The sequence below is a fragment of the Streptomyces sp. NPDC098101 genome (assembly GCF_044760185.1).
Classification (GTDB): domain Bacteria; phylum Actinomycetota; class Actinomycetes; order Streptomycetales; family Streptomycetaceae; genus Streptomyces.
Window position 1 is genome coordinate 352,987 of sequence record NZ_JBIWAS010000002.1, and the last position, 26,307, is coordinate 379,293.

The 26,307-nt window shown below is 74.9% G+C and carries 18 protein-coding genes and 1 pseudogene; 3 read left to right on the forward strand and 16 right to left on the reverse strand.

Annotated features, from left to right (window positions below; genetic code table 11):
- Positions 1–70: 70 nt before the first annotated feature.
- From ACIQVI_RS08695 to ACIQVI_RS08765, 15 genes and pseudogenes are all read right to left on the reverse strand, one after another.
- Positions 71–475, reverse strand: a complete 405-nt coding sequence (locus tag ACIQVI_RS08695) for a globin (RefSeq protein WP_403592909.1) — start codon at positions 473–475, stop codon at positions 71–73.
- Positions 476–547: 72 nt separating this feature from the next.
- Positions 548–1,621, reverse strand: a pseudogene (locus ACIQVI_RS08700) (FHA domain-containing protein); the annotation flags it as partial.
- A 533-nt stretch (positions 1,622–2,154) separates the two neighbouring features.
- Positions 2,155–3,483 carry a VWA domain-containing protein gene (locus ACIQVI_RS08705; RefSeq protein ID WP_403592912.1) on the reverse strand — a complete coding sequence of 443 codons (1,329 nt, stop codon included), beginning with the start codon at positions 3,481–3,483 and terminating at the stop codon, positions 2,155–2,157.
- A 55-nt stretch (positions 3,484–3,538) separates the two neighbouring features.
- The gene (locus tag ACIQVI_RS08710; RefSeq protein ID WP_403592915.1) at positions 3,539–4,861 is read right to left on the reverse strand and encodes a PP2C family serine/threonine-protein phosphatase; all 1,323 of its coding nucleotides are present in this window, start codon (positions 4,859–4,861) and stop codon (positions 3,539–3,541) included.
- Between the two features lie 2 nt (positions 4,862–4,863).
- Entirely contained in the window at positions 4,864–7,398 is a 2,535-nt protein-coding gene (locus tag ACIQVI_RS08715; RefSeq protein WP_403594491.1) for a tetratricopeptide repeat protein, read from the reverse strand.
- A gap of 59 nt (positions 7,399–7,457) precedes the next feature.
- Positions 7,458–8,753: a hypothetical protein gene (locus ACIQVI_RS08720; protein WP_403592918.1), complete on the reverse strand. Its 1,296-nt coding sequence runs from the start codon at positions 8,751–8,753 to the stop codon at positions 7,458–7,460.
- A gap of 59 nt (positions 8,754–8,812) precedes the next feature.
- Positions 8,813–9,856 carry a glutamate ABC transporter substrate-binding protein gene (locus tag ACIQVI_RS08725; RefSeq protein WP_351968633.1) on the reverse strand — a complete coding sequence of 348 codons (1,044 nt, stop codon included), beginning with the start codon at positions 9,854–9,856 and terminating at the stop codon, positions 8,813–8,815.
- Positions 9,857–9,867: 11 nt separating this feature from the next.
- The gene (locus tag ACIQVI_RS08730) at positions 9,868–11,295 is read right to left on the reverse strand and encodes a hypothetical protein (protein WP_403592922.1); all 1,428 of its coding nucleotides are present in this window, start codon (positions 11,293–11,295) and stop codon (positions 9,868–9,870) included.
- A 328-nt stretch (positions 11,296–11,623) separates the two neighbouring features.
- Positions 11,624–12,622: a BadF/BadG/BcrA/BcrD ATPase family protein gene (locus ACIQVI_RS08735; protein ID WP_351968631.1), complete on the reverse strand. Its 999-nt coding sequence runs from the start codon at positions 12,620–12,622 to the stop codon at positions 11,624–11,626.
- A complete protein-coding gene (locus ACIQVI_RS08740) occupies positions 12,613–13,878 on the reverse strand; it encodes a 6-phospho-beta-glucosidase (RefSeq protein ID WP_403592925.1) in 1,266 nt (421 codons plus the stop codon). The genes ACIQVI_RS08735 and ACIQVI_RS08740 overlap by 10 nt, the downstream gene beginning before the upstream one ends.
- A 7-nt stretch (positions 13,879–13,885) precedes the next feature.
- Positions 13,886–14,758, reverse strand: coding sequence for a carbohydrate ABC transporter permease (locus ACIQVI_RS08745; protein ID WP_403592928.1), 873 nt, complete (start codon positions 14,756–14,758; stop codon positions 13,886–13,888).
- Between the two features lie 2 nt (positions 14,759–14,760).
- Positions 14,761–15,759, reverse strand: a complete 999-nt coding sequence (locus tag ACIQVI_RS08750; RefSeq protein WP_403592931.1) for a carbohydrate ABC transporter permease — start codon at positions 15,757–15,759, stop codon at positions 14,761–14,763.
- A gap of 16 nt (positions 15,760–15,775) precedes the next feature.
- Positions 15,776–17,122, reverse strand: coding sequence for an ABC transporter substrate-binding protein (locus ACIQVI_RS08755; protein WP_351968627.1), 1,347 nt, complete (start codon positions 17,120–17,122; stop codon positions 15,776–15,778).
- 39 nt (positions 17,123–17,161) lie between these two features.
- Positions 17,162–18,376 carry an ROK family transcriptional regulator gene (locus ACIQVI_RS08760; protein WP_403592934.1) on the reverse strand — a complete coding sequence of 405 codons (1,215 nt, stop codon included), beginning with the start codon at positions 18,374–18,376 and terminating at the stop codon, positions 17,162–17,164.
- 194 nt (positions 18,377–18,570) lie between these two features.
- Positions 18,571–19,647, reverse strand: coding sequence for a mechanosensitive ion channel family protein (locus ACIQVI_RS08765; protein WP_403592937.1), 1,077 nt, complete (start codon positions 19,645–19,647; stop codon positions 18,571–18,573).
- A gap of 243 nt (positions 19,648–19,890) precedes the next feature.
- On the opposite strand from ACIQVI_RS08765, the gene ACIQVI_RS08770 reads away from it, so the two are divergent.
- The gene (locus ACIQVI_RS08770; RefSeq protein ID WP_403592940.1) at positions 19,891–20,454 is read left to right on the forward strand and encodes an HNH endonuclease; all 564 of its coding nucleotides are present in this window, start codon (positions 19,891–19,893) and stop codon (positions 20,452–20,454) included.
- Between the two features lie 113 nt (positions 20,455–20,567).
- Here the strand turns inward: ACIQVI_RS08770 and ACIQVI_RS08775 are convergent, their stop codons facing one another.
- Positions 20,568–23,726 carry a beta-N-acetylglucosaminidase domain-containing protein gene (locus ACIQVI_RS08775; protein WP_403592943.1) on the reverse strand — a complete coding sequence of 1,053 codons (3,159 nt, stop codon included), beginning with the start codon at positions 23,724–23,726 and terminating at the stop codon, positions 20,568–20,570.
- Between the two features lie 234 nt (positions 23,727–23,960).
- Here ACIQVI_RS08775 and ACIQVI_RS08780 point away from each other — a divergent pair, with 234 nt between their 5' ends.
- Both ACIQVI_RS08780 and malQ read left to right on the forward strand, forming a co-directional pair.
- Positions 23,961–24,158 carry a hypothetical protein gene (locus ACIQVI_RS08780; protein WP_351968624.1) on the forward strand — a complete coding sequence of 66 codons (198 nt, stop codon included), beginning with the start codon at positions 23,961–23,963 and terminating at the stop codon, positions 24,156–24,158.
- A 1-nt stretch (position 24,159) separates the two neighbouring features.
- On the forward strand, positions 24,160–26,292 hold the full coding sequence (gene malQ, locus ACIQVI_RS08785; protein WP_403592945.1) for a 4-alpha-glucanotransferase: 2,133 nt from the start codon (positions 24,160–24,162) through the stop codon (positions 26,290–26,292).
- The last annotated feature ends 15 nt before the right edge of the window (positions 26,293–26,307 follow it).

Below are 26,307 nucleotides of genomic sequence, written 5' to 3' on the forward strand. Positions count from 1 at the left end.
CCCTCCGTACGGAGGGGCTGCCCGGAAGCACCCCGGAACCTGCCCGAACGGACGTGACGCGGGGGCGGGGTCAGCCCGCCGTGTTCACCATCGAGGCGGCGGCGTAGGTGAAGTACCGCCAGAGTTCCGCCTCGTGCGCGGGCGCGAGGCCGAGCTCGTCCAGGGCGGTCCGCATGTGGCGGAGCCAGGCGTCGTGGGCGGCCCGATCCACGGTGAAGGGGGCGTGGCGCATCCGGAGGCGGGGGTGGCCCCGGCGGTCGCTGTAGGTGCGGGGCCCGCCCCAGTACTGGATCAGGAAGAGGGCGAAGCGCTCCTCGGCGGGGCCGAGGTCCTCCTCGGGGTACATCGGGCGCAGCAGCGGATCCTCCGCGACGCCCTCGTAGAAGCGGTGGACGAGACGGCGGAACGTCTCCTCGCCGCCGACCTGCTCGTAGAAGGTCTGCTCCTGTGTCGTGTCCCCGGGAATCTCGCTCACCGCTCCATCGTCTCAGATGCCCCGGCCGAGGACCGGAGGTCCAGGACTCCGGCCCCCGGTCCCCTCGCGGGGTCAGCCCACGCGGATCGTGATCGTGGTCCAGGCGCCGACGTGCACCCGGTCGCCGTCCTGGAGCTGGACGGGGACGTAGGGCTGGATCGGCTCCTCGCCGCCGTTGATCGTGGTGCCGTTGGTGGAGTTCTGGTCCACCACCGCCCACGAGCCGTCCGGCTGCTGCACCAGGACCGCGTGCTGGTGCGAGACGCCCGGGTCCTCCGGCGGCACCGACAGGTCGATGTCGGGGGACTCGCCGGTGGAGTGCCGGCGGCGGCCGATGGAGATCTGGTTGCCCTGGAGCGGCAGGTGCTTGTCCGGGGAGTACGCGGGCAGGTTGAGGCCCGTGGCCTCCGGGCCGCTGCGCTGCATCATCGCCATGAAGTACTCGCGGTCCGGACCGACGACCGCGCTCCAGCTCCGCGGCGCCTGCGGCGGCTGGAACTGCTGCGGGGGCGGCTGGGGGGCCTGGTGCTGCTGTTGCGGCGGCGGGCCCTGGTGCTGCGGAGGCGCCTGCTGCGGAGGTGCCTGCGGCGGCTGGTGCTGCGACGGCGGCGGCAGGAGCCAGTCGTCGTCCGCGCGCGGCTGCGGCGGCGCGGGCGGCGGCGGGGCCTGGGCGGGCGCCTGGCGGTACGAGGGGGGCTCCTGCTGCTGGTGCTGCGGGGGCGCCGGGGGCTGCTGCTGTGCCTGCGGGCGCTGCGGCGGGGCCTGGTGGTGGGTGGGCTCGGCGCCCAGCGGCTCCGCCGGCCGGTTCACCTGGGAGGGCCGCGAGCCCTGGTAGCCGAACGGGTCCTGCTGCTGCGGGGGTCCCGGCGGCGGGGTCTGGAAGCCCGGCGGCAGGTTCAGGCCGGGCGGCGGCCCGGGCTGGCGCGGCGGGATGTTGGAGGGGGCCACCGGCGTGTACGAGGTCGCCGTGTTCGTGAGGAAGTTCCAGCGGCACTCCTCGCAGAACGGCGCCATGTGCTCGCGCGGCGTACGGCACTGCGGGCACAGCTCCGCCTGGGCCGTGGCGTTCGGATCACCACCGGGACCGAAGCCACCGGGAGCGGCGGGGCCGCCGGGACCGGCAGGACCGCCGTACGCACCGGGTCGGTCGAAGGCACCGGGCCCGTTCGGACCGCCCTGGCCACCGGGGCGGTCGAAGGCGCCGGGACCGTTCGGGCCGCCCGGAGCGCCGGGGCGGTCGAAAGCACCCGGTCCGTTCGGGCCGCCCTGGCCGCCGGGACCGTCGAAAGCACCGGGCCCGTTGGGACCGCTCTGGCCGCCGGGGCCGTTCGGGCCGCCGTGAGCACCGGGGCCGTCGAAAGCACCCGGCCCGTTGGGACCACCGTGGCCACCCGGACCACCATGGCCGCCCGGGCCGCCCGGCGGAGGACCCGCCGGAGGCTGACCGGGGCCACCGGGGCCACCGGAGCCACCGGGACCGCCCGGCCCGCCGGGACCGGGATATCCGTACGCGGGGGGCGGCGGCGGGGGAGGCGGCGGTACGGCACCCGTCGGCGCACCCGCCCCGGCCATGCGATGGCCGCAGACCTCGCACCAGTCGTCGGAAACCGACTGGTGTCCGTTCGGGCAGGTCGGCATGTCGGTGCTTCCCCCTCTCGTCGTCCGGCCCGCTGGCCGGGCTACCTCTTGACGCGAACGGTCTTCGTGGAGCGGGTCTCGAGTGTCATCTCGTCCGCTTCGGCGACCTTCGCCTTCAAACGCACAGTACCCGCCACCGCGTCGACCACGTCGACCACCTTCGAAAGCAGTTTCGCCGTATCCGCGTTGCCGGAGGCCGCCGCGAGCTGCACGGCACGCCCCAGTTTGGCCGTCGCGCCGTCGTGATCGCCCGATTTGCGGGCATCCAGACCCGCCTGGATGGCGTCCGCCAGCTCGGCCTGGCCCGTGTAGTGCGCCACCTGGGGGTTGATCGACGTCGACATCGCCAGGTCGTCCGTCCACACCGCCCGTACCAGCCCTTGAGACAGCGGGCGGGCGTCGCCGCCCGCCGGGTCCGGGGCGATCAGGGAGACCCGGGCGGCCAGCATCTCCTGGCCGACCGCCGCCCGCGGCACCCGCACGCTCACGTGGTAGTCGCGGGACTCGTCGCCCCACGAGCCCGTCGGGTAGTCCCCGGCGCGCGGCCCCGCCTCCGTGCGCCGCCCGGTGAGGTCCTCGACCGTCGGCGCCACCTGCTTCACGAAGGCGATCTCCACCCCGACCGGGGTCCACAGCCGCAGCGCGACGTCGGCCACGCCCTTGCCCATCGCCTGCTCCATCATCGCCGTGAAGTCGGCCGCGAGACCGGCCGGGTCGGCGACGATGTCGGCGGTGCCCAGGAGCGCCGAGGCGATCCCGGTCACCTCCTTGACCTCCCAGTCGGTGCCGACCCCGCGCGCGTCGCAGGTGAAGCGGCCCGCGCAGGCGTCCAGCGCGGCCCGCAGCTCCTCGGGGGACTCGTGCTCGTTGCGCCCGTCGGTGAGCAGGATGCCGTGCCGGATGGCGAGGTCGGCGGAGGAGAGCAGCCGGTCCGCGAGGCGCAGCCAGGTGCCGATCGCCGTGCCGCCGCCCGCCGAGAGCCGGCGCAGCGCCTCCTTGGCCTCGCCCCGGGTGCGGGCGTCGGCGACGGCGAGCCGCCCGTTCCCCGGGTAGACCTCCTTGGCCACGTGCGTGCCGGCCACGACGGCGAAGGAGGTGCCGTCGCGCAGGGTGTCGACGGCGGCGGCGGTCGCCTCCCGCGCCCCGCGCATCTTGGCGGCGGGGTAGTCCATCGAGCCGGAGCAGTCGACCATGATCACGACGCCGGCCGCGCCGGGGACGCCCGCGATCCCGGTCGCGCCGCTGGTGCCGCCGCCGGTCGAGGTGACCGTGACGATCGCGCTGACGTCCCTGCCGCCCTCCGGCAGGAACTCGTTCTGGTACACGTCCACCGAGAACTGGGGCACGGTCGACTTGGAGAAGTTCGCCATCTGTTCGGCTCCTCGGACAACGGCGGTGGGGTGGCGGGACGGGACCGGCGGCCGCTCAGGCGGGCCCCGCCCCCTGGGGAGGTGCGGCGAACGGGACGAGCGCGACCGTGATGTTGTCGTGGCCGCCGCCGTCCAGGGCGTGCCCGACCAGGACCCGGGCGCCGTGCAGCGGGCGCTCCGCCGCGTCGGGCGGAACGACCCGGGCCATGTCCTCGGGGCCCTCCGCGTAGTTCCACAGGCCGTCCGTGCAGACCACGACCACGCCGGACCGGTCCGGCTTGAACGCGACCGTGTGCGGGTCCAGTTCGTACGCGTCGGCGCCGAGCCAGCCGGTGATCGCGTGGGCGCGCTCGTCCGCGTACGCCTCGGCCTCGCTCATCAGGCCCGCCGCGACCATCTGCGCGGCCCACGAGTCGTCCTCGGTGAGCCGGGCGGCCGGGGCGGCGCGGTCGTCGGGCACCCAGTAGGCGCGGCTGTCGCCGACCCAGCCCACGACGAGCAGGCCGTCCGCGACGACGGAGCCGACGATGGTGCACGCGGGCGCGTTGCGGTGGGGATCGCCGTCCGCCGCCTTCTCCGCCAGGGAGTTGACGGCCTCGGAGGCGGCGACGATCGCCTCGTGCATGGCCTGCTGCGGGTGGGTGCCCCGGGGCAGCGCGGCGAGCAGCGCGGCCCCGGCCGCCTCGGCGGCGGCGGCGGAGGCCTCGTCGGGGCGGGTCGCCGAGGAGACGCCGTCGCAGACGACGGCGACGGTGGCGGGGGAGCCGTCCGGCAGGGTGGTCGCGGAGACGGCGAACGCGTCCTCGTTGCGGTGGTGGCGCAGCCCCCGGTCGCTGACGGCCGCCAGGCCGCCGAGCTCCCGCTCCATGTGGTCGCGCTCGCGGGGCTGCGCGTGCCCGCAGTTCTCGCAGTACCCGTCGGTGTCGACCCGCCCGGCCCGGCAGGCCACGCAGAGCCCGTCGGCGTGCGCCCCCTCCGGGACCGCCCCGGTGGCCTGCGCCGCCGGTGCCGGTACGGGGGCCGGTGCCGGGTCGTCGACCCGTACGGCGGCCCGGGGGTCGGGCGCGGCCAGCTCGAAGTCTCCGCCGGGGGCGGGAGCCGGGTCCGCCGGCAGGTCGTGCCCGCCGGAGTCGGTGCCCGGCAGGTCGCCGGGGTGCTGGGTCATGGTCGAGAGCGAACCGGCCTCGCGGGGCGGGGCGTCCGGCCAGTTCACCGGGGTGCCGATCGCCACGGTCGGGCGGTCGGGACCGGTCTCGGCGGCCGGGACGGCCGACAGGTCGTAGCCGCACGCCCCGCAGAACCGGTCACCCGACTCCAGCGGCTCCGCGCAGCCCGGGCAGGCGGCGAGTCCGTGCGACGGCTTCGGCTTCTGGGACATCCTCACACCCACGTCCGGGGGCGGAAGCGGTTCGCCCGCTCCACCAGTTCGATCCTTTCCCCGCCCTGCTGGGCGAGCCGGGCCAGCACCCGGTACGAGCGTTCGAGGCCGAAGCGCAGTCCGCGCTCGTCCAGTTCGCTCCCGAGCAGCAGCGCGCCGCCGCCCGGTGCCGCACCGGGACTCCCGGAGAGTACCCAGTCCAGGGCCGTTCCGAGGACCTCCGTCGACAACCGCTCCCGGCGCACCGCGTCCAGACCGAAGCCCCGGAGCGCCGAGACCTGCGCGGCGGCCGCCGTCAGGTCGTCGCCGAGCGGCTCGGACGGCGGGCGCCGCCGCAGCCGCGCCCGCACGGCCGCGACCCGGGCCGCCGTGTAGTGGATCGACGCCTCGGGCACGGACTCCAGGGTCCGTACGGCTCCGGCGCGGTCGCCCGCCGCCAGCCGCACCCGGGCGAGTCCGAAGGCCGCGCTGACGAAGCCGGGGTCGGTCGTCCACACCAGGCGGTAGTACTCGGCGGCGTTGTCCAGCTGGCCGAGGACCTCGGCGCAGATCCCCAGGGCCAGCTTCGGCGCGGGCTCGCCGGGGAAGGCGTCGTACACCGCGTCGAAGGCGAGCGCCGCGTGCTCGTGGTCCCCGGTCACCAGGGAGGCGATGCCCCGGTACCAGACGACCCGCCAGTCGTCCGGGTCCCGCTCCTCCAGACCGGCGAGGGTACGGGCGGCGGCCGGCAGGTCGCGCAGCTCCAGCTCGGCCCGCAGGGTGCGGAGCCGCAGCTCGACGGAGGGCGCGGGCGCGGCCTGGAGCGCCCCGAGCAGTTCGCCCGGCGCGGCGGCCGCGAGCCCGGCGAGGAAACCGGCGTTGGGGTCGCCCGGGGAGACGTGCGGCACGGGCAGCGCGAGCGCGGTGGCGGGCGCGTCGAGCGGCGCGAGCAGCCCCCCGAGCCCGGCCCCCGGCGGAACCACGCCGTCGGCACCGGCACCGGCTCGCGGCGGAACCACGGCACCGGCGCCGACACCGGCACTTGCACCGGCGGCGGTCCCCGCCCCCGGGCGCGCCTTCCGGCCGCCCCGGACCCGCCGGGCCCCCAGCAGGGAGACGTCCTGGGCGAGTTCGGCGAACAGCTCCGTGTCCGTGACCCGCACCTCCGTGCCGAACAGCGTCGACAGCGCCGGCCGCGGCCGCCCCGACTGGACCGCCACCACCTCCCGCAGCACGCCCGTCAGCTGCTCGGCCATCTCCTGCGCGGAGGCGAACCGGCGCGCCGGGTCCGGGTCGGTGGCGCGGACCAGGAAGCGGTAGAACGACTCGTACGTCCGGAAGACCGCGATGTTCTCCGGGTCGGGCAGCGAGTCCACGAAGACGTTCGTGTAGCCCTGGAAGTCGAAGGTCATCACGGCGAGCGTGCGCGCCACCGTGTACAGGTCGCTCGCCACCGACGGGCCGACCTCGGCCACCTCCGGCGCCTGGTAGCCCACGGTGCCGTAGATCGCCGACTCGTCGTCGTCCATCCGCCGGACCGCGCCCATGTCGATGAGCTTCAGCTGGTCCTCGGTCTGTATGGCGTTGTCGACCTTGAAGTCGCAGTACAGCAGGTTCCGGCTGTGCAGGTGCCCGAGCGCCTCCAGGGCCTCGATCCCGTACGCGCAGGCCTGCTCCACCGGCAGCGGGTCGCGCCGCCCGTCCGGTGTCCGCCGCCCGTTGGCGATCTCCTTGAGCGACTTGCCGCCGACGTACTCCATGACGATGTAGCCGTCCAGGGAGCCGGTCCGCTGGTCGAGGTGTTCGACGAAGTTGTAGATCCGGACGATGTTGGAGTGCTCGATCTCCGCGAGGAACCGGCGCTCGGAGATCGCCGCCGCCATGGCGTCCTGGTCGCCGGTGTCGAGCAGGCCCTTGAGGACGACCCACCGGTCCGAGACGGCCCGGTCGACGGCGAGGTAGACCCAGCCGAGGCCGCCGTGCGCGAGACAGCCCGCCACCTCGTACTGCCCGTGGACGATGTCCCCGGAGCGCAGCTTCGGCACGAAGGAGTACGGGTGCCCGCAGCTGGTGCAGAAGCCCTCCGTGCGGCCCGGCCGGTCGCCCCGCGCCCGGCCCACCGGCGCCCCGCAGTCGGAGCGGGAGCAGAACCGCTTCCGCTCGGGGACCTCCGGGTTCTCCATCACCGCGCCCCGCGGGTCGGGGCGCGGCACCTCCGGGATCGTGACCAGGCCCGCGCCCAGCCGGTTCCGGGCGGACTGCCCGGTCGACGAGCCCGAGCTGCGCACCGACACCGAACGGCCCGTGGCCCGCCCGGAGAGCGAGCGCGACAGGCGCCCCGAGACCGACCGGCGCGAGGTCGAGGAGCGGGACGAGGACCGCGAGGAAGCCCGCGAACCGCTCCGGGACGAGCCGGAGTCCGGCCCGCCGACGCCCGTGCCCGTGCGGGAGGAGCGGCCGGGCACGGCCACCCCGGTCGGCGACGAGCCGATCATCCCGCCCGGCGCGACGACCGGCGCGAGCCCGCAGGTGTCGCAGTACAGCTCGCCGCCGCCCATGTCCTCGTACGCGCCCCCGCACGAGGGACGCTGGCAGCTCCCCACACCCGTCTCCCCGCTCACCACTGTCGTCCTCCCGCACCTTCCGCGCTCCCCGCGCCCCCGGGCGCGGACAGCACCTCCGCCGCCGCCCGCTGGTAGCGCAGCACCGCCTCCTCCGCGACCCGCAGGTCGCAGGGCGCGCTCCACAGCATCCGCCGGGCCGCGTCGTACCGCTCGATCAGGAGCGGGTCCTCCGCCGCGCCGAGCCGCGCCACCTTCGCCTTGTACGCGTCGAGCCGGCCGCGCAGCTCCGCCCGGACCGCGAGCGGCGCGGTGACCGCCGTCAACGACTCGCGGGCCCGCAGCAGTTCCTCCTCCGCCTCCCGCTCCAGGGAGTCCAGGAGCGGGGAGAGTCGGTGCCACTGGGCGTGCCTGCGGTACTCGGCGGCGGCCACGAGCCGCTCCTGGAGCGCCGTCGGCGGGCCGCTGACGGCCGGCACCTCGGAGGCGGCGATCTTCGCCAGGACCTCGCCGCGCGCGGCCCGCGCCTCGGCGAGCGTCCGGTCCGCCCGCGAGAGCAGGTCCCGCAGCCGCAGCAGCCGGTCCTCGGAGTCCTGCCGGACCGCGAGGACGGCCTCGATCTCGCGCCGCACGTCCTCCAGGGCCAGGGCGGCCCGGTCGTACCGCCCGGTGTCGGGGCGGCCCCCGCCGGGCGCCGAACTCCCCGCCGCCGGACGCCAGAAGGCCAGCGGGTCCGTGATCACCTGGGAGCGCAGCAGGCCGAGCTCGGCCGTGATCTCCTCCAGCTCGTCCCCGGCCGGGTGCTCGCCGGGCCGCACGCCCACCGAGTGCGCCAGGGACCGGGTCCGGCCCAGCTCGGCGGCGAGCAGGTCTATCCGGGCGGGCAGCGCCGACCAGACCGCGTCGGCGGTGACGACCAGGTCGAGCGAGGAGGCGTACAGCTCGTTCATCCGCCGGACCAGGCCCTCCAGGGTGAAGCGCTCGGAGAGCAGCGCCTCCTCCCCGGCCCCGCCCGGGACGAGGACGCTCTCGCCGCGCAGCCGGTCGGTCAGCTCCACCAGCTCCTCCCGGCCGGGCCAGCGGCGCCGCGCCCGCACCTCACGGGCCTCCCGCAGCGCGTCGGTGTACACGTCGAAGCAGGTCCAGAGCAGGGTGATGGTCCGCTCGGCCACCGCCCAGCGCTCCCGGGTCGTGCCGGTCAGGTCGGCCCCTTCGAGGAGCCTGCGGCCCGCGTGGTCCTGGAGCGCGAGGAGCGAGTCCTCGACCGCCTTGTGCTCGGCGCCGAGCCGCGCCAGCGCACGGTCCACCTCGTCCCGGTCCATCACCGGCCCAGGGGGTCCCGTGACGCCCATCGGTCACCTCTTCCGCCATGTGTGCAAGGAGTCTTGTGTGCGGGAACTGCTCGTGGCGGCTACTTGTACAGGGGAGCGGGCGGCCCGGATATCCCGGGCAGGTCCTTCTCCAGCCACTGTCTGTACGCCGCCTGCCAGGGGCCCTGCCGGTACCCCACCAGGACGTGGTTGACCCGGCGCACCAGGTCGTCGTTGCCCAGCTTGGCCGCCACGCCGTAGTACTCCTTCGTGAACGGCTTCCCCTTCAGCTCGACCGCCGGGTCCTGCGCGGCCTGGCCGGCCGCGAGGGCGTTGTCGGTGACGACGGCGTCCACCTCGCCGAGCTGGAGCCGGGCCAGGCAGTCCAGCTGGTTGGGGACGGTCAGCAGGTCCGCGTCGTCCTTGGTGCCGTCGCCCTCGTCCTTGAAGACGGCGCCGAAGGAGTTCTCCTCCAGGGCCTCGTGGGCCGTGGAGCCCTCGGCGGTGCAGACCCGCTTGCCGCGCAGCGAGGGGTCGTAGCCGGTGATGTCGGAGCGCTTGGGCGCCAGGACCTGCTGCCCGGCCTGGAAGTAGGCGGTGGAGAAGGCGACCTGCTCGATCCGCCTGCAGTTGATCGTCATGGTGCGCACGACGAGGTCGACCTTGCCGCTGTCCAGGGCGGCGATCCGCTGGTTGGTGGGGATCGCGCGGAAGATGACGGCGTTCTCGTCGCCGAGGACGCCCTTGGCGACGGCCCGGGCGAGGGCGATGTCGAAGCCCTCCAGGACGCCCTTCTCCGGATTCCGGTAGCCCCAGCGGTAGCTGGACTGGTCGACGCCGACGACCAGCTTTCCGCGCTCCTTGATGGCCCGGATCGACGGGCCGTCCTCCGTGGAGGGCGTGAGGGAGGCCTCCGGGTTCCGGCAGGTGTCCGCCCTGACCCGGATGTCCGTGCCGGTGTCCGCGCCGGATCCGGCCGTCCGGTCCGGGCCGGGCGCGGCCGCCGCGCCACCGCCCTCCCGGGCCAGCGGGAGCAGGGTGAGCGAGGCGGTGAGCCCGCAGGCCACGGCCATGGCCGCCACTCCGCCCCAGCCGCGCAGCCGCTTCGCCGCCCGCCGCCCCAGCGGCTCCGTGCCCTCGGACATCCCTCCCCCTCTCACCGGTACTCCGACAGTCTGCGGTTGATGCCGAGGACGGCGCCCGCCGCCCCCAGGATCCCGAGGGCCGCCGCGCCCGCGGGCAGCCCCGTCAGCGCGCCCCGGGCGTCCCCGGCGGAGCGGGTGAACTCGGCCTGCTCGTGCGCGAGGGCCCGCTCCAGGGCCGCGTCGACCCGGTCGAAGGTCTCCCCGGTGGAGCCCTTCGCGCCGACGATCCGGTCGAGGGCGCCCTCGTAGTCGCCGGCGTCGTCCTTCGCCCGCGCCTCCTTGTGGCGCTGGCGCCACTCGCCCGTGCGGGCGGCGGACTCCTCGACGGGACCCCGGCCGGCGTCGTCGTCGGCGAGCTTCCGCGCCGAGGCGAGCGCCTCCGTCAGGGCGCCCATGCTCGCGGTGTAGTCGGCCTCGTACTTGTCGTTCTTGCCGTCCTCGGTGAGGACGGCGCCCCGGGCGACCAGGGTCAGGTTCTCGTTGGCGCGGGCGGTGAGCGAGCTGATCCGGGCCGTGTTGAGGACCTGGAGCGACTCCTGCCCGTGCGCCCGCGCGTTGTCCAGCTCGGCCCGGGCGACGGTGTGCGCGGCGACGAGCCAGAGCAGCACGACGCCCGTGGCGGCGGTGGCGGCGAGCAGCCCGTGGTTGAAGACCCGGTGGGTGCGGACGTAGGTGCGGCGCTGGGCCCACCCGAGGGCGGCGAGGGCGACCAGGCCGAGCGCGAGCGACACGTACGGCCAGGCGCGGGCCGCGTCGTCGTCCCGGTGGAGCCGCTCCGTCTCCGCCGCGTACAGCCGCTCGGCGGCGGGCAGCAGGACGGTGGTCATCTGCTGGTTGGCGTACCGCAGATAGGCGCCGCCCAGCGGCAGGCCCTGCCGGTTGGCGGCCCGGGCGCGCTCCACGAGGCCCGTGTAGCGCGGGAGCTGCTCGCCGAGGACGGTGATCTCGCGGGCCGACTCCGGCGAACCGTCCGTGTGCGCCGCGGCCTTGACCAGGAGCCGGGAGGCGGTGGAGATGTCCTTCGCGTACCGCTCGCGCGACCCGGCCGGCTCCAGGGTGCCGGCCAGGAAGCCGCTGGCGGCGGTGGTGTCGGCGTCCGCGAGGGAGCGGTAGAGGGCGGCGGCGTCGGCGCTCAGCGGCTGGCTGCGGCCCACGACGTCGTCGGCGGCGGAGGCCCGGCCGGTGACCTCCAGGGCGGTGACGGCCCCGAACGCGACGACGAGCAGCGCCAGTACGGCCCCGAGGATCTGGAGCCGGCCCGGCTCGGTCGTCGTGGCCGTCCGCAGCCGCTCCCGCCCCACGGCCCAGGCCCCGCGCCCCGCGGGCGGCGCGGCGGGAGGCGCCGGCGAAGGCTGCGCGGGCACGCCGGCCGGGCGCGCGGGCGCCGGGGCCGTGCTCCGCGCCGCCGGTGCGGCGGACGGGTGCGGCGGGTGTGTCACTTGACCTCCCCCTCGGTCGTTGACGAACGGTCCGTCCCGGGTGCCGGCGGACCGGCTCCGGTGGAGGACCACCCGGCGAGCAGTATGGCCGCACGGGCCCTTCCGCACACCGGGATTGACTGGATCTTGTTCCTGACGGCTCCTATCGTGCCCCACGCCCCCCACGCGTCCGCAGGAGAATCCCCTCACCTTGAATACGTCCCCGGTCCGCGATCGGTTCCGCACCGGACATCGCTCGAACGGGTGAACACAGGTGCGAGTCCGGTGGAACGCGCGTGCGGGGCGCCCCCCGCCGGACCGGCGTGAACGCCCCGCACCCGCACCCCTCTCACACCCCGTAGTGCTCCCGCAGCCGGGCCGCGGCCGACGGCTCCGCCGCCACCTCGTCCAGGGCGAGCAGGCCCGCCCCCAGGACCGGCGGCGCCGTCACGAAGCCGACCGTCGCCTTCGGCGCCCGCTCCGCGAGCAGGGCCCGCAGCCGCTCCTCCAGCTGCGGGTGGCGCGCGGCGAGCACGCTGCCGCCGAGCAGCACCGGCGCCGGCTCGTCCAGCAGCCCCAGCCGCCCGAGCGCCACCGACGCCATGGCCACGACCTCCTCCGCCAGCCGGTGCACGAGCGACAGCGCCACCGGGTCGCCCGCCGCGCTCACCCGGAAGAGCACGGGCGCCAGTTCGTGCCGCCGCTCCATCGGGATCCGGCCCAGGTGCAGCGCCTCGATCAGCGCGTACATCGTCCCCAGGCCGAAGTGCGCGGGCAGCGCCCGCGACAGCTCGGTCGGCTCGCCGCGCCCGTCCTCGCCGCGCGCCGCGCACCACAGCGCCTCCTCGGCCATGCCGCTGCCGCCGCCCCAGTCCCCGGACAGCTTCCCGATCGCGGGGAAGCGCGCGGTCCGCCCGTCCGGGACCATCCCGACGCAGTTGATCCCGGCCCCGCACACCACCGCCACGCCCCGGGGCTCGTCGATCCCGGCCCGCAGGATGGCGAAGGTGTCGTTGTGCACCCGCACGGACCGGCTCCAGCCCCGGGAGAGCACCTCGTCCCGGAGCGCGGTCTCCTCCACCGGCAGGTCGGCGTTGGCGAGACAGGCCGTGACGTGCGCGAACTCCGCCGGCACCCCGGCGTCGGCACAGGCCCGCGCCACGATCTCCGCGAGCCCGTCCACCGCCGTCGCCACCCCCACCAGCGGGGGCTGGAACCCGCCGCCGCGGGCCGTCCCGAGGACGGCGCCGTCCCCGGAAAGGACCGCGACGTCGGTCTTGCTGTTCCCCGCGTCGACCGCGAGGAGCGTCCCCGCGTCCACCGCGAGGGGGGTCCCGTTCACGCCCACGCGAGGTGCTCCCGGTTGTGCGCGATCAGCCGGTCGGTGAGGCCGTCGGCGTACGCGTACTGCCCGATCAGCGGGTGCGCGAGCAGCGCCTTGAAGACCCGGTCCCGGCCGCCGCGCAGCGCCGCCTCCAGGGCCAGGTCCTCGTAGGCCGTCACGTTCGCGACCAGCCCGGCGTACAGCGGGTCCACCGGCGCGACCGCGAGCGGCACCGCGCCCTGCGGGCCGACCGCCGCCTGCGTCTCGATCACGGCGTCGTCCGGCAGGAACGGCAGCGTGCCGCGGTTGTACGTGTTCACCACCTGGTACGGCGAACCGCCGCCGCCAAGCAGCGCCGCCGCCAGGTCCACGGCCGCCTCCGAGTAGAAGGCGCCGCCGCGCTTGGCGAGCAGGGCCGGCTTCTCGTCGAGCGCCGGGTCCCCGTACATCTCCAGGAGTTCCTTCTCCATCGCGGCGACCTCGGCGGCCCGCGAGGGCTTCTCGCCCAGCTCCCGCACGACCTCGTCGTGCGCGTAGAAGTAGCGCAGGTAGTACGAGGGGACGACGCCGAGCCGGTCCAGGACCGGGCGCGGCAGCCGCAGGTCGTCCGCTATCGCGTCGCCGTGCTCGGCGAGCAGCCGGGGCAGCACGTTCTCGCCCCCGGGGCCCCCGATCCGCACCGCCCGCTCCCACGTCAGGTGGTTGAGCCCGACGTGGTCCAGGTGCACGTCCGACGGGGCCACGTCCAGGAGCGCGGCGAACTTGCGCTGGAAGCCGATGGCCACGTTGCACAGGCCGACGGCCTTGTGCCCGGCCTGGAGCAGCGCCCGCGTCACGATGCCGACGGGGTTGGTGAAGTCGATGATCCAGGCGTCCGGGTTGGTCCGCCGGACCCGCTCCGCGATGTCCAGGACCACCGGGACCGTGCGCAGCGCCTTGGCGAGGCCGCCGGCGCCGGTGGTCTCCTGGCCGACGCAGCCGCACTCCAGCGGCCAGGTCTCGTCCTTCTCGCGGGCGGCCTGTCCGCCGACCCGCAGCTGGAGCAGGACGGCGTCGGCGCCCTCGACCCCGGCGTCCAGGTCGGAGGTGGTGGTGATCCTGCCGTCGTGCCCCTGCCTGGCGAAGATCCGGCGGGCGAGCCCGCCGACCAGGTCGAGCCGGTCGGCCGCCGGGTCGACGAGGACGAGTTCGGTGATCGGCAGGGTGTCGCGCAGCCGCGCGAAGCCGTCGATCAGTTCGGGGGTGTAGGTGGAACCGCCCCCCACGACAGTGAGCTTCATGTGTGGTTCAGCCCTTCACTCCGGTCAGTGTGACTCCCTCGACGAACGCCTTCTGGGCGAAGAAGAAGACGAGGATCACGGGGGCCATGACCAGGACGGTCGCGGCCATGGTCAGATTCCAGTCGGTGTGGTGCGCGCCCTTGAAGGACTCCAGGCCGTAGCTCAGGGTCCAGGCGCCGGGGTTCTCGGAGGCGTAGATCTGCGGTCCGAAGTAGTCGTTCCAGCAGGAGAAGAATTGGAAGAGGGCGACGGCCGCGATGCCCGGCCTGGCCATCGGGACGACGATCCTCAGCAGGGTGCGCAGTTCGCCGCAGCCGTCGATCCGGGCGGCCTCCACGTACTCGTCGGGGATCGTGAGGAGGAACTGGCGCAGCAGGAAGACGGCGAAGGCGTCGCCGAACGCCATCGGGACGATCAGCGGCCACAGGGTGCCGGAGAGGTCCATCTGCTTCGCCCAGAACAGGTACATGGGGATGATCACGACCTGCGGCGGCAGCATCATCATCGAGATGACGAGCAGCATCGACAGGTGCCGTCCCCGGAAGCGGAACTTGGCGAGCGCGTACGCGACGGGGACCGAGGACACCACGACGAGGACGGTGCCGAGCCCGGCGTACAGCAGGGAGTTGCGCCACCAGGTGAGGAAGCCCTCGGTCTCGAAGACCCGGACGTAGTTGTCCCAGTGCCAGGAGTTCGGCGTCAGGTCCCGGGTGAGCGCCTGCTGGTCGCTCATCAGGGAGGTCAGGAACACGAAGACGAACGGCAGGACGAAGAACAGGGCGGCGGCGACGCCGAGCGCGTGCACGGCGATCCAGTGCAGCAGCGCCGTGCGGCGGGCCCGCTTCAGGGCGGGGGCGGGGGCGGTGGTCGTGGAGGTCATGGTCAGTCACCCGAGCCGATCAGGCCGCCGCGCCGGCGCATCAGGAGCGCGGTGAAGGCCATGGAGAAGGCGAAGAGCACCAGCGCGACCACGCAGGAGGCGCCGTAGTTGAACTGGCTGAAGCCGAGGCTGTAGACGAGCTGCGGCAGGGTGAGCGTGGAGTCCTCCGGGTAGCCGGGGACGAAGGTGACGCCGGAGCCGCCCAACACCCCCGAGGCGACCTTGGAGGCCACGATCGGCTGGGTGTAGTACTGCATCGCGCCGATGATCCCGGTGACCACGGCGAACAGGACGATCGGCGTGATGTTGGGCAGCGTGATGTGGCGGAACCGCTGGAGGGCGGAGGCGCCGTCCAGTTCGGCGGCCTCGTACTGCTCCTTCGGCACGTCGAGCAGCGCGGCCATGAAGATGACCATGAGGTCGCCGACGCCCCACACGGCGAGGACCGTGAGGGCCGGCTTGGACCAGGCGGGGTCGGTGAACCAGGCGGGGGCCGGCAGGCCGACCGCCTCCAGGAGCGAGTTGACCGGTCCGGTGCCGGGGTTGAGCAGGAAGACGAAGGCGAGCGTGGCGGCCACCGGCGGGGCCAGGTAGGGCAGGTAGAAGAGGGTCCGGAAGACCCCGGTGCCCGTCTTGATCTTCGTGATCAGCAGGCCGATGCCGAGGCCGAAGACGACCCGGCAGGTCACCATGACGACACAGAGCCAGAGGGTGTTGCGCAGGGCCGGCCAGAACTGCGGGAAGTCGCCGAAGACGTACGCCCAGTTGTCGAGGCCCCGCCACTCGGGCGGGTTGAGGCCGTCGTAGCGCATGAAGGAGAAGTAGACGGTGGAGACGAGCGGATAGACGAAGAAGACGCCGAATCCGATCAGCCAGGGCGACAGGAACGCCAGGGTGCGCAGCGCGTCGCGCCGGCGCCGGGACCGCAGCGTGTTCCGTCCTCCGGGGGAGGGGGCGGCCGGGCCGGCCGCCTCCTTCGCGGGCAGGGTGTCCGTGCTCATGGGCGGTGTCCGGCCGTCACTTCGCCGCGGCGATGTCGCGGTCGATCTGGGCGGCGGTGTCGGCGAGGCCCTTCTTCAGGTCGGTGACCTGCCCCTTCTCGTACTGCTGGGAGAACTTCTGGAGGGTGTCCTGGTAGGCGGAGCCGTTGACCGCGCCGTCCGAGGTGGTGGAGGCGGGGTGCCGGGCGATGTCCAGGAAGGTCTTGAAGCGCGGGTCGAAGTTCAGCTTCGGGGACTTCAGCGCCTCCAGGGTGGAGGGCACGTTGCCGATGTCGTTGGCGAAGGCGACCACGGCGTCGGTGTCCGTGGTCATGTACTTCACCAGCTCCCAGGCCGCGTTCTGCTTCCTGCTCTGCGGCGCGATGCCCATGATCGTGCCGGAGAGGTAGCCCTTGCCGTACTCGGCCGCCTCGTCGTCCGCGACCGGCAGCGGCGCGACCCCGATCTCGAAGCCGGGCTTCGCCTCCTCGGCGAACTTCAGCCGCCACTCGCCGTCGAGCTGCATGGCGACCTGACCGGTGTGGAAGGGGTGCTTGGGGCCCCACTCGTCACCGAAGGTGGTGCGGTACTTGTCGAGCTTCCGGAACCCGCCGAGGGCGTCCACCAGGGACTTCTGGTAGGTCATCATCTCGGCGAACGCCGGGTCCTTCGCGACGGTCGACCTGCCGTCCTCGTCGAAGTAACCGCCGTGCTTCCACTGCGACATGTAGTGCGAGACGACCGTCTCGTAGCCGAGGTAGGTCGGCATGAAGCCGAGCCGCTCGTACGAGTCGCCCCTGGTCTTCGTCAGCTTCTTGGCGACCTCGGTGAACTCGGACCAGGTCTTCGGCGGGGCCTCGGGGTCGAGCCCGGCCTGCCGGAAGGCGTCCTTGTTGTAGTAGAGCCCGTACGCGTCGGAGAGCAGCGGCAGGCTGCACCGCCGGCCCTCGAACTGCGTGTAGTCCTGGAGGACCTTCGGGAAGGTCTTGTCCAGGTCCAGCTTCGACTTCTCTATGAAGGGCTTCAGGTCCGCGAGGGCGCCCGACGCGCAGAACTTGCCGACGTTGGACGTGGTGAACGAGGAGACGACGTCCGGGCCGTTCGAGCCGCCCGCGCGCAGGGCCTGGCCGAGCTTGTCGTCGTTGATGTTGCCGACGACCTTCACCGTGATGTTCGGGTGGGCCTTCTCGAAGCGGTCGACGTTGGCCTCGATCGCCTTGACCTCGGCGGGCGCCGACCAGCCGTGCCAGAAGGTGATCGTCGTCTTCGCGTTCGGGTCGTCGGCGGCCGCGCTGTCCGCGGAGCCGGTACAGGCGGAGGCGAGGAGGGCGATCGAGGCGGTGGCGGCGAGCGCGACGGCGGCTCTGCGCGGGCGTACGGGCATGACGGTTCTCCCTGGGGCGGGGCGGAGGGGAAGCGGGGGTCAGCGGGACGTGTCGAAGACCTCGTCGCGCGTGGCGGCGAGGGCGCTTTCGAGGGCTCCGCGCAGGACGGGGCGCCGGAGGACGGCGGCGGTGACCAGGCGCGGCCGGGAGGCGGCGAGGTCGGCGAGCGCGGACTGCACGCGGGCGCGCAGGGGCTCGCCGCCCGCGACGAGGACCTCGCCGGAGAGCACGATCAGCTCGGGGTCGAGGACGGCGACGACGGAGGAGAGGCCGATGGCGACCCGCTCGGCGTACTGGTCGAGCAGGGCCGCGTGACGGGGGTCCTCGTCCGCCGCCCCGGCGGCGTGCGCGAGGAGCCCGGACGCCACCGGCACGTACGGCTGCTCGGGGGTGTCGATGCCGAGGGCGCGGGCGATCCGGGGCACGGACTGGACCCCGGCGAGCTCCTGGTAGCCGCCCGAGTTGGCCTTGGTGACCTGGCGCACGAGCGGGGTGCCGGGCACGGGCATGAAGCCGAGCTCTCCGGCGCCGCCGGTGAAGCCCCGGTGCAGCCGCCCGCCGAGGACGAGGGCGGCGCCGATGCCCTCCTCGTTCCAGAGCAGGGCGAAGTCGGTGTGGCCCCGGGCGGCGCCCAGGCGCTGCTCGGCGAGGGCGACGAGGTTGACGTCGTTCTCGTACTCGAACGGCATCGGCAGGGCGGCGGCCAGCTCCTCCAGGAGCGTGGGGGAGTGCCAGCCGGGCAGGTGGGAGGCGTACCGCAGGCGCCCGGTGGCCGGGTCGAAGGCGCCGGGGGTGCCGATGACCAGGCGCCGCACGTCCGCGCGGGCGATCCCGGCCGCCTTCACGGCCCCGTCGAGGACCTCGGTGACCTGGCCGACGACCCCGGCGGCGGACCGGCCGGGGGTGGGCAGCTCGGACTCGCCGACGATCTCGCCGGTGACGTCGGCGACGGCGGCGCGGATGCGGCGGGTGGTGACGTCGAGTCCGGCGGCGTACGCGGCGCGCGCGTTCACCGAGTAGAGCTGCGCGTTCGGTCCGGGGCGGCCCTCGGTGGTGCCGGTGGCGACGACGAGGCCGGCCGCCTCCAGGCGGGCGAGCAACTGCGAGGCGGTCGGCTTGGACAGGCCGGTGAGCTTGCCGATCCGGGTCCGCGAGAGGGGGCCGTGCTCCAGGAGCAGGTCCAGGGCGGCCCGGTCGTTCATGGCCCGCAGCACGCGGGGCGTGCCGGGGGTCCCCGGAGTCGTACCGGCCATCGGGTGCGCACCTGCCCTTGCACTGTTAGGAAAGTTTCCTATTGGGTGGAAGGAAAATAAATCGCCCGTCACCGGCCCGTCAATACCCGTGAACGCACGAAGCCCCCGCAGGCAACGCTTCCGTTGCCTGCGGGGGCTTCGAACAGACGGGGGATTCGAAGCGGATAGGTGCTTCGAACAGATAGCGCCGGGACCTACTTGGAGAGGTCCTTCGGCAGCGGCGTCGCCGCCGCCGACTGCGGCGAGGTCGTGCTGGCGAAGACCGAGGGGGCCGCCATGCCCGCCGTCGGGTCGGCCGCCGCCTCCTCGGCCGGGGCCGGGAGCCCGCCCACGATCCGGATGCCGGCCTCGTCCAGGCCCCGCTTGATCCGCCAGCGCAGCTCGCGCTCCACGCCGAGGGCCTTGCCCGGCATCGTCTTCGCCGCGACCCGGACCGTCATCGAGTCGAGCAGCACCTCGTTCAGGCCGAGCACCTCCACCGGGCCCCACAGGCGCTCGTTCCACGGCTCTTCCTTCGCCATGGCCTCGGCCGCCTCGGTGATCACCGACCGCACCCGGTCCAGGTCCTCCGTCGGCCGGACCGTCACGTCCACGGCCGCCGTCGCCCAGCCCTGGCTGAGGTTCCCTATCCGCTTGATCTCGCCGTTGCGCACGTACCAGATCTCGCCGTCCACCCCGCGCAGCTTGGTCACCCGCAGGCCCACCTCGACGACCTCGCCGGAGGCCACGCCCGCGTCGATCGAGTCGCCGACGCCGTACTGGTCCTCCAGGATCATGAAGACGCCGGACAGGAAGTCGGTCACCAGGTTCCGGGCGCCGAAACCGATCGCCACACCGGCCACACCGGCCGAGGCGAGCAGCGGCGCCAGGTCGATCTTGAAGGCGCCGAGGATCATCAGCCCGGCCGTGCCCAGGATCAGGAAGGACGCCACCGAGCGCAGCACGGACCCGATCGCCTCCGAGCGCTGCCGCCGCCGCTCGGTGTTGACGAGGAGACCGCCCAGGGCCGTCCCCTCCACCGCCTGCGCCGAGCGGTTCATCCGCTCGATCAGCTTCGTCAGGGCCCGGCGGACGGCCATCCGCAGGAGCAGCGCGACGACCAGGATGAGGAGGATGCGCAGGCCGGTGTTCAGCCAGGTGGACCAGTTCTCCTCCACCCAGGTGGCGGCGTTCGTGGCCCGCTCCGCGGCCTCGTCCAGGGTCACCGGCATGGGTTCGGGTTCGGTGGCAGCCGCCAGGGCGGACCAGGACACGGGACAACCTCCAGGCATCGCGTACGCAGGCCATCCACAGTAACGGGGCGCCGGACGTGGTCCCGTTGTCCCGATCGGGGGAGAGACGGACCTCACCAGGGGAGGGAGGAGGGAGACCGGTGCGGCCGGTGTGGTCGAGAACACTCCGGGCCCGTCACCCCGATTCCGATACGTGGTGGCGCTCCGACCAGGCATGAGGAGAGACTGAGAGCAGTTCGTCCCGGCGCGAGCCACGCGCCGCCGGCGTCATAGGAGGCATCCGTGCCGCATGTCCTGGTCCTCAACGCGTCGTACGAGCCGCTCGGCGTCGTACCGCTCCGCCGCGCACTCGTCCTCGTCCTGGAGAACAAGGCCCTCTGCCTCGAGGAGTCCGGCGCCTTCCTGCACAGCGAGACCCAAGTCGTCCCCGCGCCCAGCGTGGTGCGACTGAAGCGCTTCGTGCGGGTCCCCTACCGGGGGCCCGTTCCCTTGACCCGCCGGGCCCTCTTCGCCCGCGACGGCGGGCGCTGCGCGTACTGCGGGGGCGTCGCGACCAGCGTCGACCACGTCGTGCCGCGCAGCCGCGGGGGCACGCACGCCTGGGAGAACGTGGTGGCGGCCTGCCGCCGCTGCAACCACGTCAAGGCCGACCGGCACCTGCGCGAGCTCGGCTGGCGGCTGCGCCACCAACCGGCCCCGCCGACCGGCCTGGCCTGGCGGATCATCGGAACCGGCCACCGGGACCCCCGTTGGCTGCCGTACTTGCGGCCGTACGGCGCCGAGGACGTGATGGCCCGGATCGACTCCGTCGCCGAGACCCCCGTGGGGGCGCTCACGACGGGTTGAGCCGGGCCTTTCGCGTACGCGGAGGCCTTCGGTACGACCCGCGGCACGGCCTCACGACCCGCGGCACGGCCTCACGGCCTGCGGTACGGCCTGCGGCACGGAGCGGCGCACCCCTAGGGGGCGGGCCGCTCCTCCGGCACGCCCGGGGGCGCGGTCCCGGAGGCTTCCGGAGGCGTCGCGGGCTGCTCCGGCCGGCCCTTGCCGGGCCCCTCGGGGGCCTTCGGCTTCTCCGGCGCCACCGCGTAGGTCTCCACCGACCAGAGCGAGTAGCCGAAGCGGGTCGCCCGCTTCTCGCCCTGCACCCGCAGGAAGCGCGTGTCCGCCGCGTCCATCCGGACCGACTCCCGGCCGCCCCTGCCCTCCGCGACCGTCGCCGCCGTGCGCCACACCCGGCCGTCCGCCGAGACCTGGACGCGGTAGCGGGAGGCGTACGCGTCCTGCCAGTGCAGCACCACCTGCCCTATCCGGGCCGGCGCGGGCAGCTCCAGCTGCCACCAGGCGCCGTCCTCCGCCGGGGAGGACCAGCGGGTGGCCGGGTCGCCGTCCGCCGCCGAGGAGGCCGGGAAGTCGGGGGTCTCGTCGCCCGACGAGGAGGCCGTCGCCGTCCGGGCCAGGTCGGGGCCCGCCGTACGGGGGAAGGCCCGGACCGTCAGGACTCGCTCCTCGCCCGCGAAGGACACCGGCACCCGGTACGCGCCGGCCGGCACGTCCGCCGCCACCGACACCTCCAGGGGGACGCGCGTCCGGGCGCCGCGCTCCACCGAGGCCTGCCCCGGCAGCCGGACCGCGATCCCCTTCGGGGCCCTCGCCGTCAGCGGCCCGCGCACCTCGCCCGCCCGCCGGCCCGTCAGCTCCACGTCCACCCGCTGCGCCGGGCCGCCGATCTCCGCGTCCGTCTCCGCGCGGGAGAGGGCGACGCCGGCGCGCGGCCCGTCCGCGAACCACGGCACCAGGGACCGCACCCCGGGGGCCGGCGTCCCCTCGCTCCAGGCGACCCGCAGCGCCTCGGCCCGCAGCCCCTTCAGATCGGTCTGGGTCCACCCCGACGGCGACAGGGGGCCGAGCGGCCGCCAGCCCTCGCCGGGCACGTACGCCTCCACGCGCGCGTCCGTGCCCGCGCGCCCGCCCTCCGGGCCCGGCTCGGCGAGCACCGTCAGGGTCTCCACGGGCCGCGCCCGGTCGAGCCGCACGGTGTACGAGCCGGTGGCCCGCTCGGCCGGCGCCGCCGGGGCCCGGTCGGTCCCGGTCCAGGCCGCCGCCTCCGTCACCGCGCGCGTGAGGAACGGGTCGAGGACCCCCGCGCCGACCGTCACCCGGCCGCCGCCCAGGGCCTTCCGCAGCCCTTCGAGCTCACCCTGCGCCCGCCAGGCCGCCGCGCCGTCGCCGCGCCCCTGGGCGAGCAGCATGTCGACCGCCCGCTCGCCCGCCAGGCCGTACCGGGAGAGCCGCTCCAGCCACGGCCCCGTCTCGTTCGCGTCGTCGAGGGCGCCGCCCGCGGTGGCCGTCAGCCGCTCGGGGGCCTGCCGCATCACGGTGAACGCGTCCCGCAGCTCGCGCGCCGTCCGCTCCCGCGCGCTCTTGTCCGGGGCCGTGCGGGCCTCCCAGAAGGCGGCCAGGAGCGGCTTCAGATAGGCCGATTCGTCCGCCGGGGCGAGGATCGAGGAGGCGCCGTTCCCGGCGAGCGCCCGCAGCGCCTCGCGGGCGGCCGGGTCCGGGCCCGCGAGGTCGTCGACGGCGGCCCGCCAGGACGCGTCGGGCCGGTAGCCCTTCGGGTTCCAGGCGTAGTCGGCGGTGGTGAAGAGCGGGACGCGGGAGGCCGCCGCCTGCTCCATGGCGTGGGCGAGATAGGCGGCGGAACCGGCGGCCACGGCCGGCTCCCGGCCCGTCGCGGGGCCGAGGAACAGCCGGTCCTGCGCGTAGTCGTTGACCGGGTAGTTGTCCATGGTGACCAGCGGGTGGTCCAGCGCCGCGCGGGCGCCCGCCAGTTCGCCGCCGGTGATCGTGCGCGGCACGACGCCGACGCCGGTCCAGGCCACCCGCACGTCCGCGTCGAGCGCCCCGGCGAACGTCGCCCGGTACGCGGTCGATCCGTCCTGGTAGTACTCCGTCGGCATCACCGTCAGCGGCTCGCCGCCCGGGTGCCGCCCGGCCAGGTGCCGGGCGACCGTGTTCGCCACGCGCGCGTGGGCGGCGGCCGCGGCCTCGGGACCGCGCCCGAAGGCGTCGGCGTCCCGGGAGCAGTGCCACTCGTCGTAGGAGGCGTCCTGGAACTGGAGCTGGAAGAAGCGCACCCCGAGCGCCCACATGTCGTCGAGCTTCCGGGTCAGCGCCGCCACGTCGGCGGACGAGGCCAGGCACATGGACTGGGCGGGCGACACGGCCCAGCCGAGCGTCACGTGGTTCGCGCGGGCCCGCTCGGCGAGCGCGCGGAACTCCGTCCGCTGCGCGGCCGGGTAGGGCTCCCGCCACTGGATCTGGCGGTACGGGTCGTCCCCGGGCGCGTACAGATAGCGGTTCTGCTTGGTCCGGCCGAGGAAGTCGAGCTGGGCGAGCCGCTGTTCCGGGGTCCACGGGCGCCCGTAGAAGCCCTCGGTGATGCCGCGCTCGGCGGTGCCGGGCCAGTCGCGGACGACGACCCCGGGTACCTCCCGGCCGGAGCCGAGGAGTTGGCGCAGCGTCTGCACGGCGTGGAACAGGCCGTCCCCGCCGACCCCGTCCAGGACGACGGTCTCCCGGCCCCGGAACCGGCCGGTGGCGAGCCGGTAGCCGCCGCGCGGCAGGTCGAGGCGCTCGGGCACGCCCAGGGCGGTCAGCGCCTCCTCGGCGCCCTCCCCGGCGGGTCCGGCGGCCCGGATCACCGGGCCCCGGCCCGGGAGTCCGGTGTGCACGGTCCGCACCCCGGCCGCCCGCAGCAGCTCGCGCAGGGCCTCCAGGGCGTACGGATCGGCGTCGGCGTCCGCGAGCAGCGTCACCTCGTCCCCGAGCCGTACGGAGGGCCCGGCGGCCGCCAGGGACTGCGGCCGGGGCCAGACGGCGGGCACGCGCGCGGAGGCCGGGGGCGCGGGGGCCCGGGTGGCGGCCGGAGCCGCAGGGGGCGTGGGGGCCGTAGGAGACGCGGGAGCGGCGGGGAACGCGTGAGTCGCGGGGAACGCGGGGATCGTCGGCGCCTTCGGCAGCGTCTGTGCCGTGCCCGGGGAGGCCCCTCCGAGGAGGCCGCCGATGACCGCGGCGGCGACGGCCGTCGCGGTGCGCTTCCTGCGCCCGAGGTGCACGGGGGTCTCCCTTCGGCGGGGCCGGCCGCTCCGCCGGTTGGTCACGAGTCGGTCACGAGCCCACCACCCGTCGCACGCAAGTGTCAATGCACATGGCCGATGTGTCGGCTTTGCCCGGCGGGCCGACGGCGAGGTGACGCCATTTCGTCACGTCCCGCCGGTAAAACGAGGTGCGGTGGGTAGGCCTCTGTAGTTGTCCAGGTCCCACCTGTCGAGACGAACCGGGAGACCCCCGTGACCACGACCGCCCGCCACGGACGGATACGGATTCCGCAGCAGTCGGCACCCGTCGGCGAACCGCTCACCAGCGAACCGCCCCTGCCCGACGCGTCCCCCCTCACCAGCGAGCCCCCGCTGACCGCGGAGGCCCATCTGACCAGCGAACCCACCGCCCCCGTCCACGCGGGCGGCCCGGAGTCCCCCGGAGTGTGAAGTGACCCTGGCCCGTCTCGCCGCCCGTCACGGCGTCGCCACCGTCCACAGCCCCGCCGACGGCGCCGACGTGCCCGTGCCGGAGGCCACCGTGGTGGCCGTCCTCGCCGCCCTGGGCGTGGACGCGTCCACGCCGGAGGCGGTCGCGGCCGCCCTCGCCGCGGCGGAACGTGCCGACCGGGAGCGCCTGTTGCCCCCGACCCTGGTCCACTGGCGGACCGGGGACGGGGGTCAGGGGCCCGGCACCGGCCCGCGCGGGCGGACGGACCCGGCCGGCGAACCCCCGCTCCGCCCCCCGGGCCACCTCCCGCCCGGCACCCGCCTCCAGGTCACCACCGAGGACGGCGCCGTCGTCCTCGGCGACGACTGGTCGGAACTGCCCCTCGGCGTCCACACGGTCGAGGCCGAGGCCCCCGACGGACGCACGGCCACCGGCACCCTGATCGTGAGCCCCGCGCGCGTGCCCGGACCGGAGCGGCGCGCGTACGGCCTCCTCGTCCAGCTCTACTCGCTGCTCTCCACCCGCTCCTGGGGCATGGGCGACCTCGGCGACCTGCGCGAACTGGTCACCTGGGCGGGCCGACGGCACGGCGCCGGGTTCGTCCAGGTCAACCCGCTCCACGCGGGCGTGCCCGGCGCGCCCACCGACCCCTCCCCGTACCGCCCCTCCTCGCGCCGCTTCCCCGACCCCGTCCACCTGCGGATCGAGGAGATCCCCGAGTACGCCCTGATCGGCCCCGAGCGCCGCGAGGAGCTGGACCGGATCCTCGCCGACGCGGCCGAGCTGCGCGAACGGGTCCTCGGCAAGGGGGCCCTGATCGACCGGGACGCGGTCTGGGAGGTCAAGCGGCGGGCCCTCGAACTGCTCCTCACGAGCGTGGAGCCCGGCCCCGGGAGGCGCGCCGACTTCCACGACTTCCTGGCCGGGCGGGGCCGCGCCCTGGAGGACCACGCCACCTACCAGGCCCTCGCCGAGCGGCACGGCCACCACTGGCGCGCCTGGCCCGACGCGCTGCGCACCCCGCGCGCGGCGGAGGCGGCCGTGCGCGCCGACCCCGCCCTGGCCGCCCGGGTCGACTTCCACTGCCGGCTCGCCTGGCTGACGGACCGGCAGCTGGCCGACGCCGCCGGGGCCGCCCGCGAGGCCGGTATGGAGATCGGGATCGTCCACGACCTGGCGGTCGGCGTCCACCCGGAGGGCTCGGACGCCTGGGCCGGCCAGGAGGCCTTCGCCGCCGGGATGTCGGTCGGCGCCCCGCCCGACGCCTTCAACTCCCGGGGCCAGGACTGGGGCCTGCCGCCCTGGCGGCCCGACGCCCTCGCCGCCGCGGGCTACGCCCCGTACCGGGGACTCCTGCGCGAACTCCTGCGGCACGCGGGCGCGCTGCGCATCGACCACGTGATGGGCCTCTTCCGGCTCTGGTGGGTGCCGGAGGGCCGCGATCCCACCGAGGGCACGTACGTCCGGTACGACGCCGACGCGATGCTCGCCGTCCTGGTCCTGGAGGCGCACCGCGCCGGGGCCCTGGTCATCGGCGAGGACCTCGGCACGGTCGAGCCGGGCGTACGGGAGGAGCTGGCCCGGCGCGGGGTCTTCGGGACCTCCGTGCTCTGGTTCGAGCGGGACTGGGCGGGCACCGGCCGCCCGCTGCCCCCGGAGGAGTGGCGCGCCGAGTGCGTCGCCACCGCCACCACCCACGACCTGCCCTCCACCGCCGCCCGGCTCTCCGGCGACCACGTCGTGCTGCGGCACCGGCTCGGGCTGCTCCCCGGCGACCTGGAGCGCGAGCGGGTGGCGGACCGGGCCGAGACCGCCGAGTGGCGCGGCCTGTTCGAGCGGCTCGGGCTGCTCCCGGAGGGGCCGGGGGAGGAGGCCGAGATCCGGGCCGTCCACCGGTACCTGCTCGCCACCCCGGCCCGGATGGTCGGGGTGTGGCTGCCGGACGCCGTGGGCGACCGCAGACCGCAGAACCTGCCGGGCACCTGGGACGAGTACCCCAACTGGCGGCTGCCGGTCGCGGGTCCCGACGGGCAGCCGCTCACCCTGGAGGCGCTGGCCGCCTCGCCCCGGGCGCACGCCCTCCTGAGCGAGCTGCACGCCCGTACGGCACCCCCGGGCGCGCGGCGCGTTTAGGCGTTCGCTACGTTT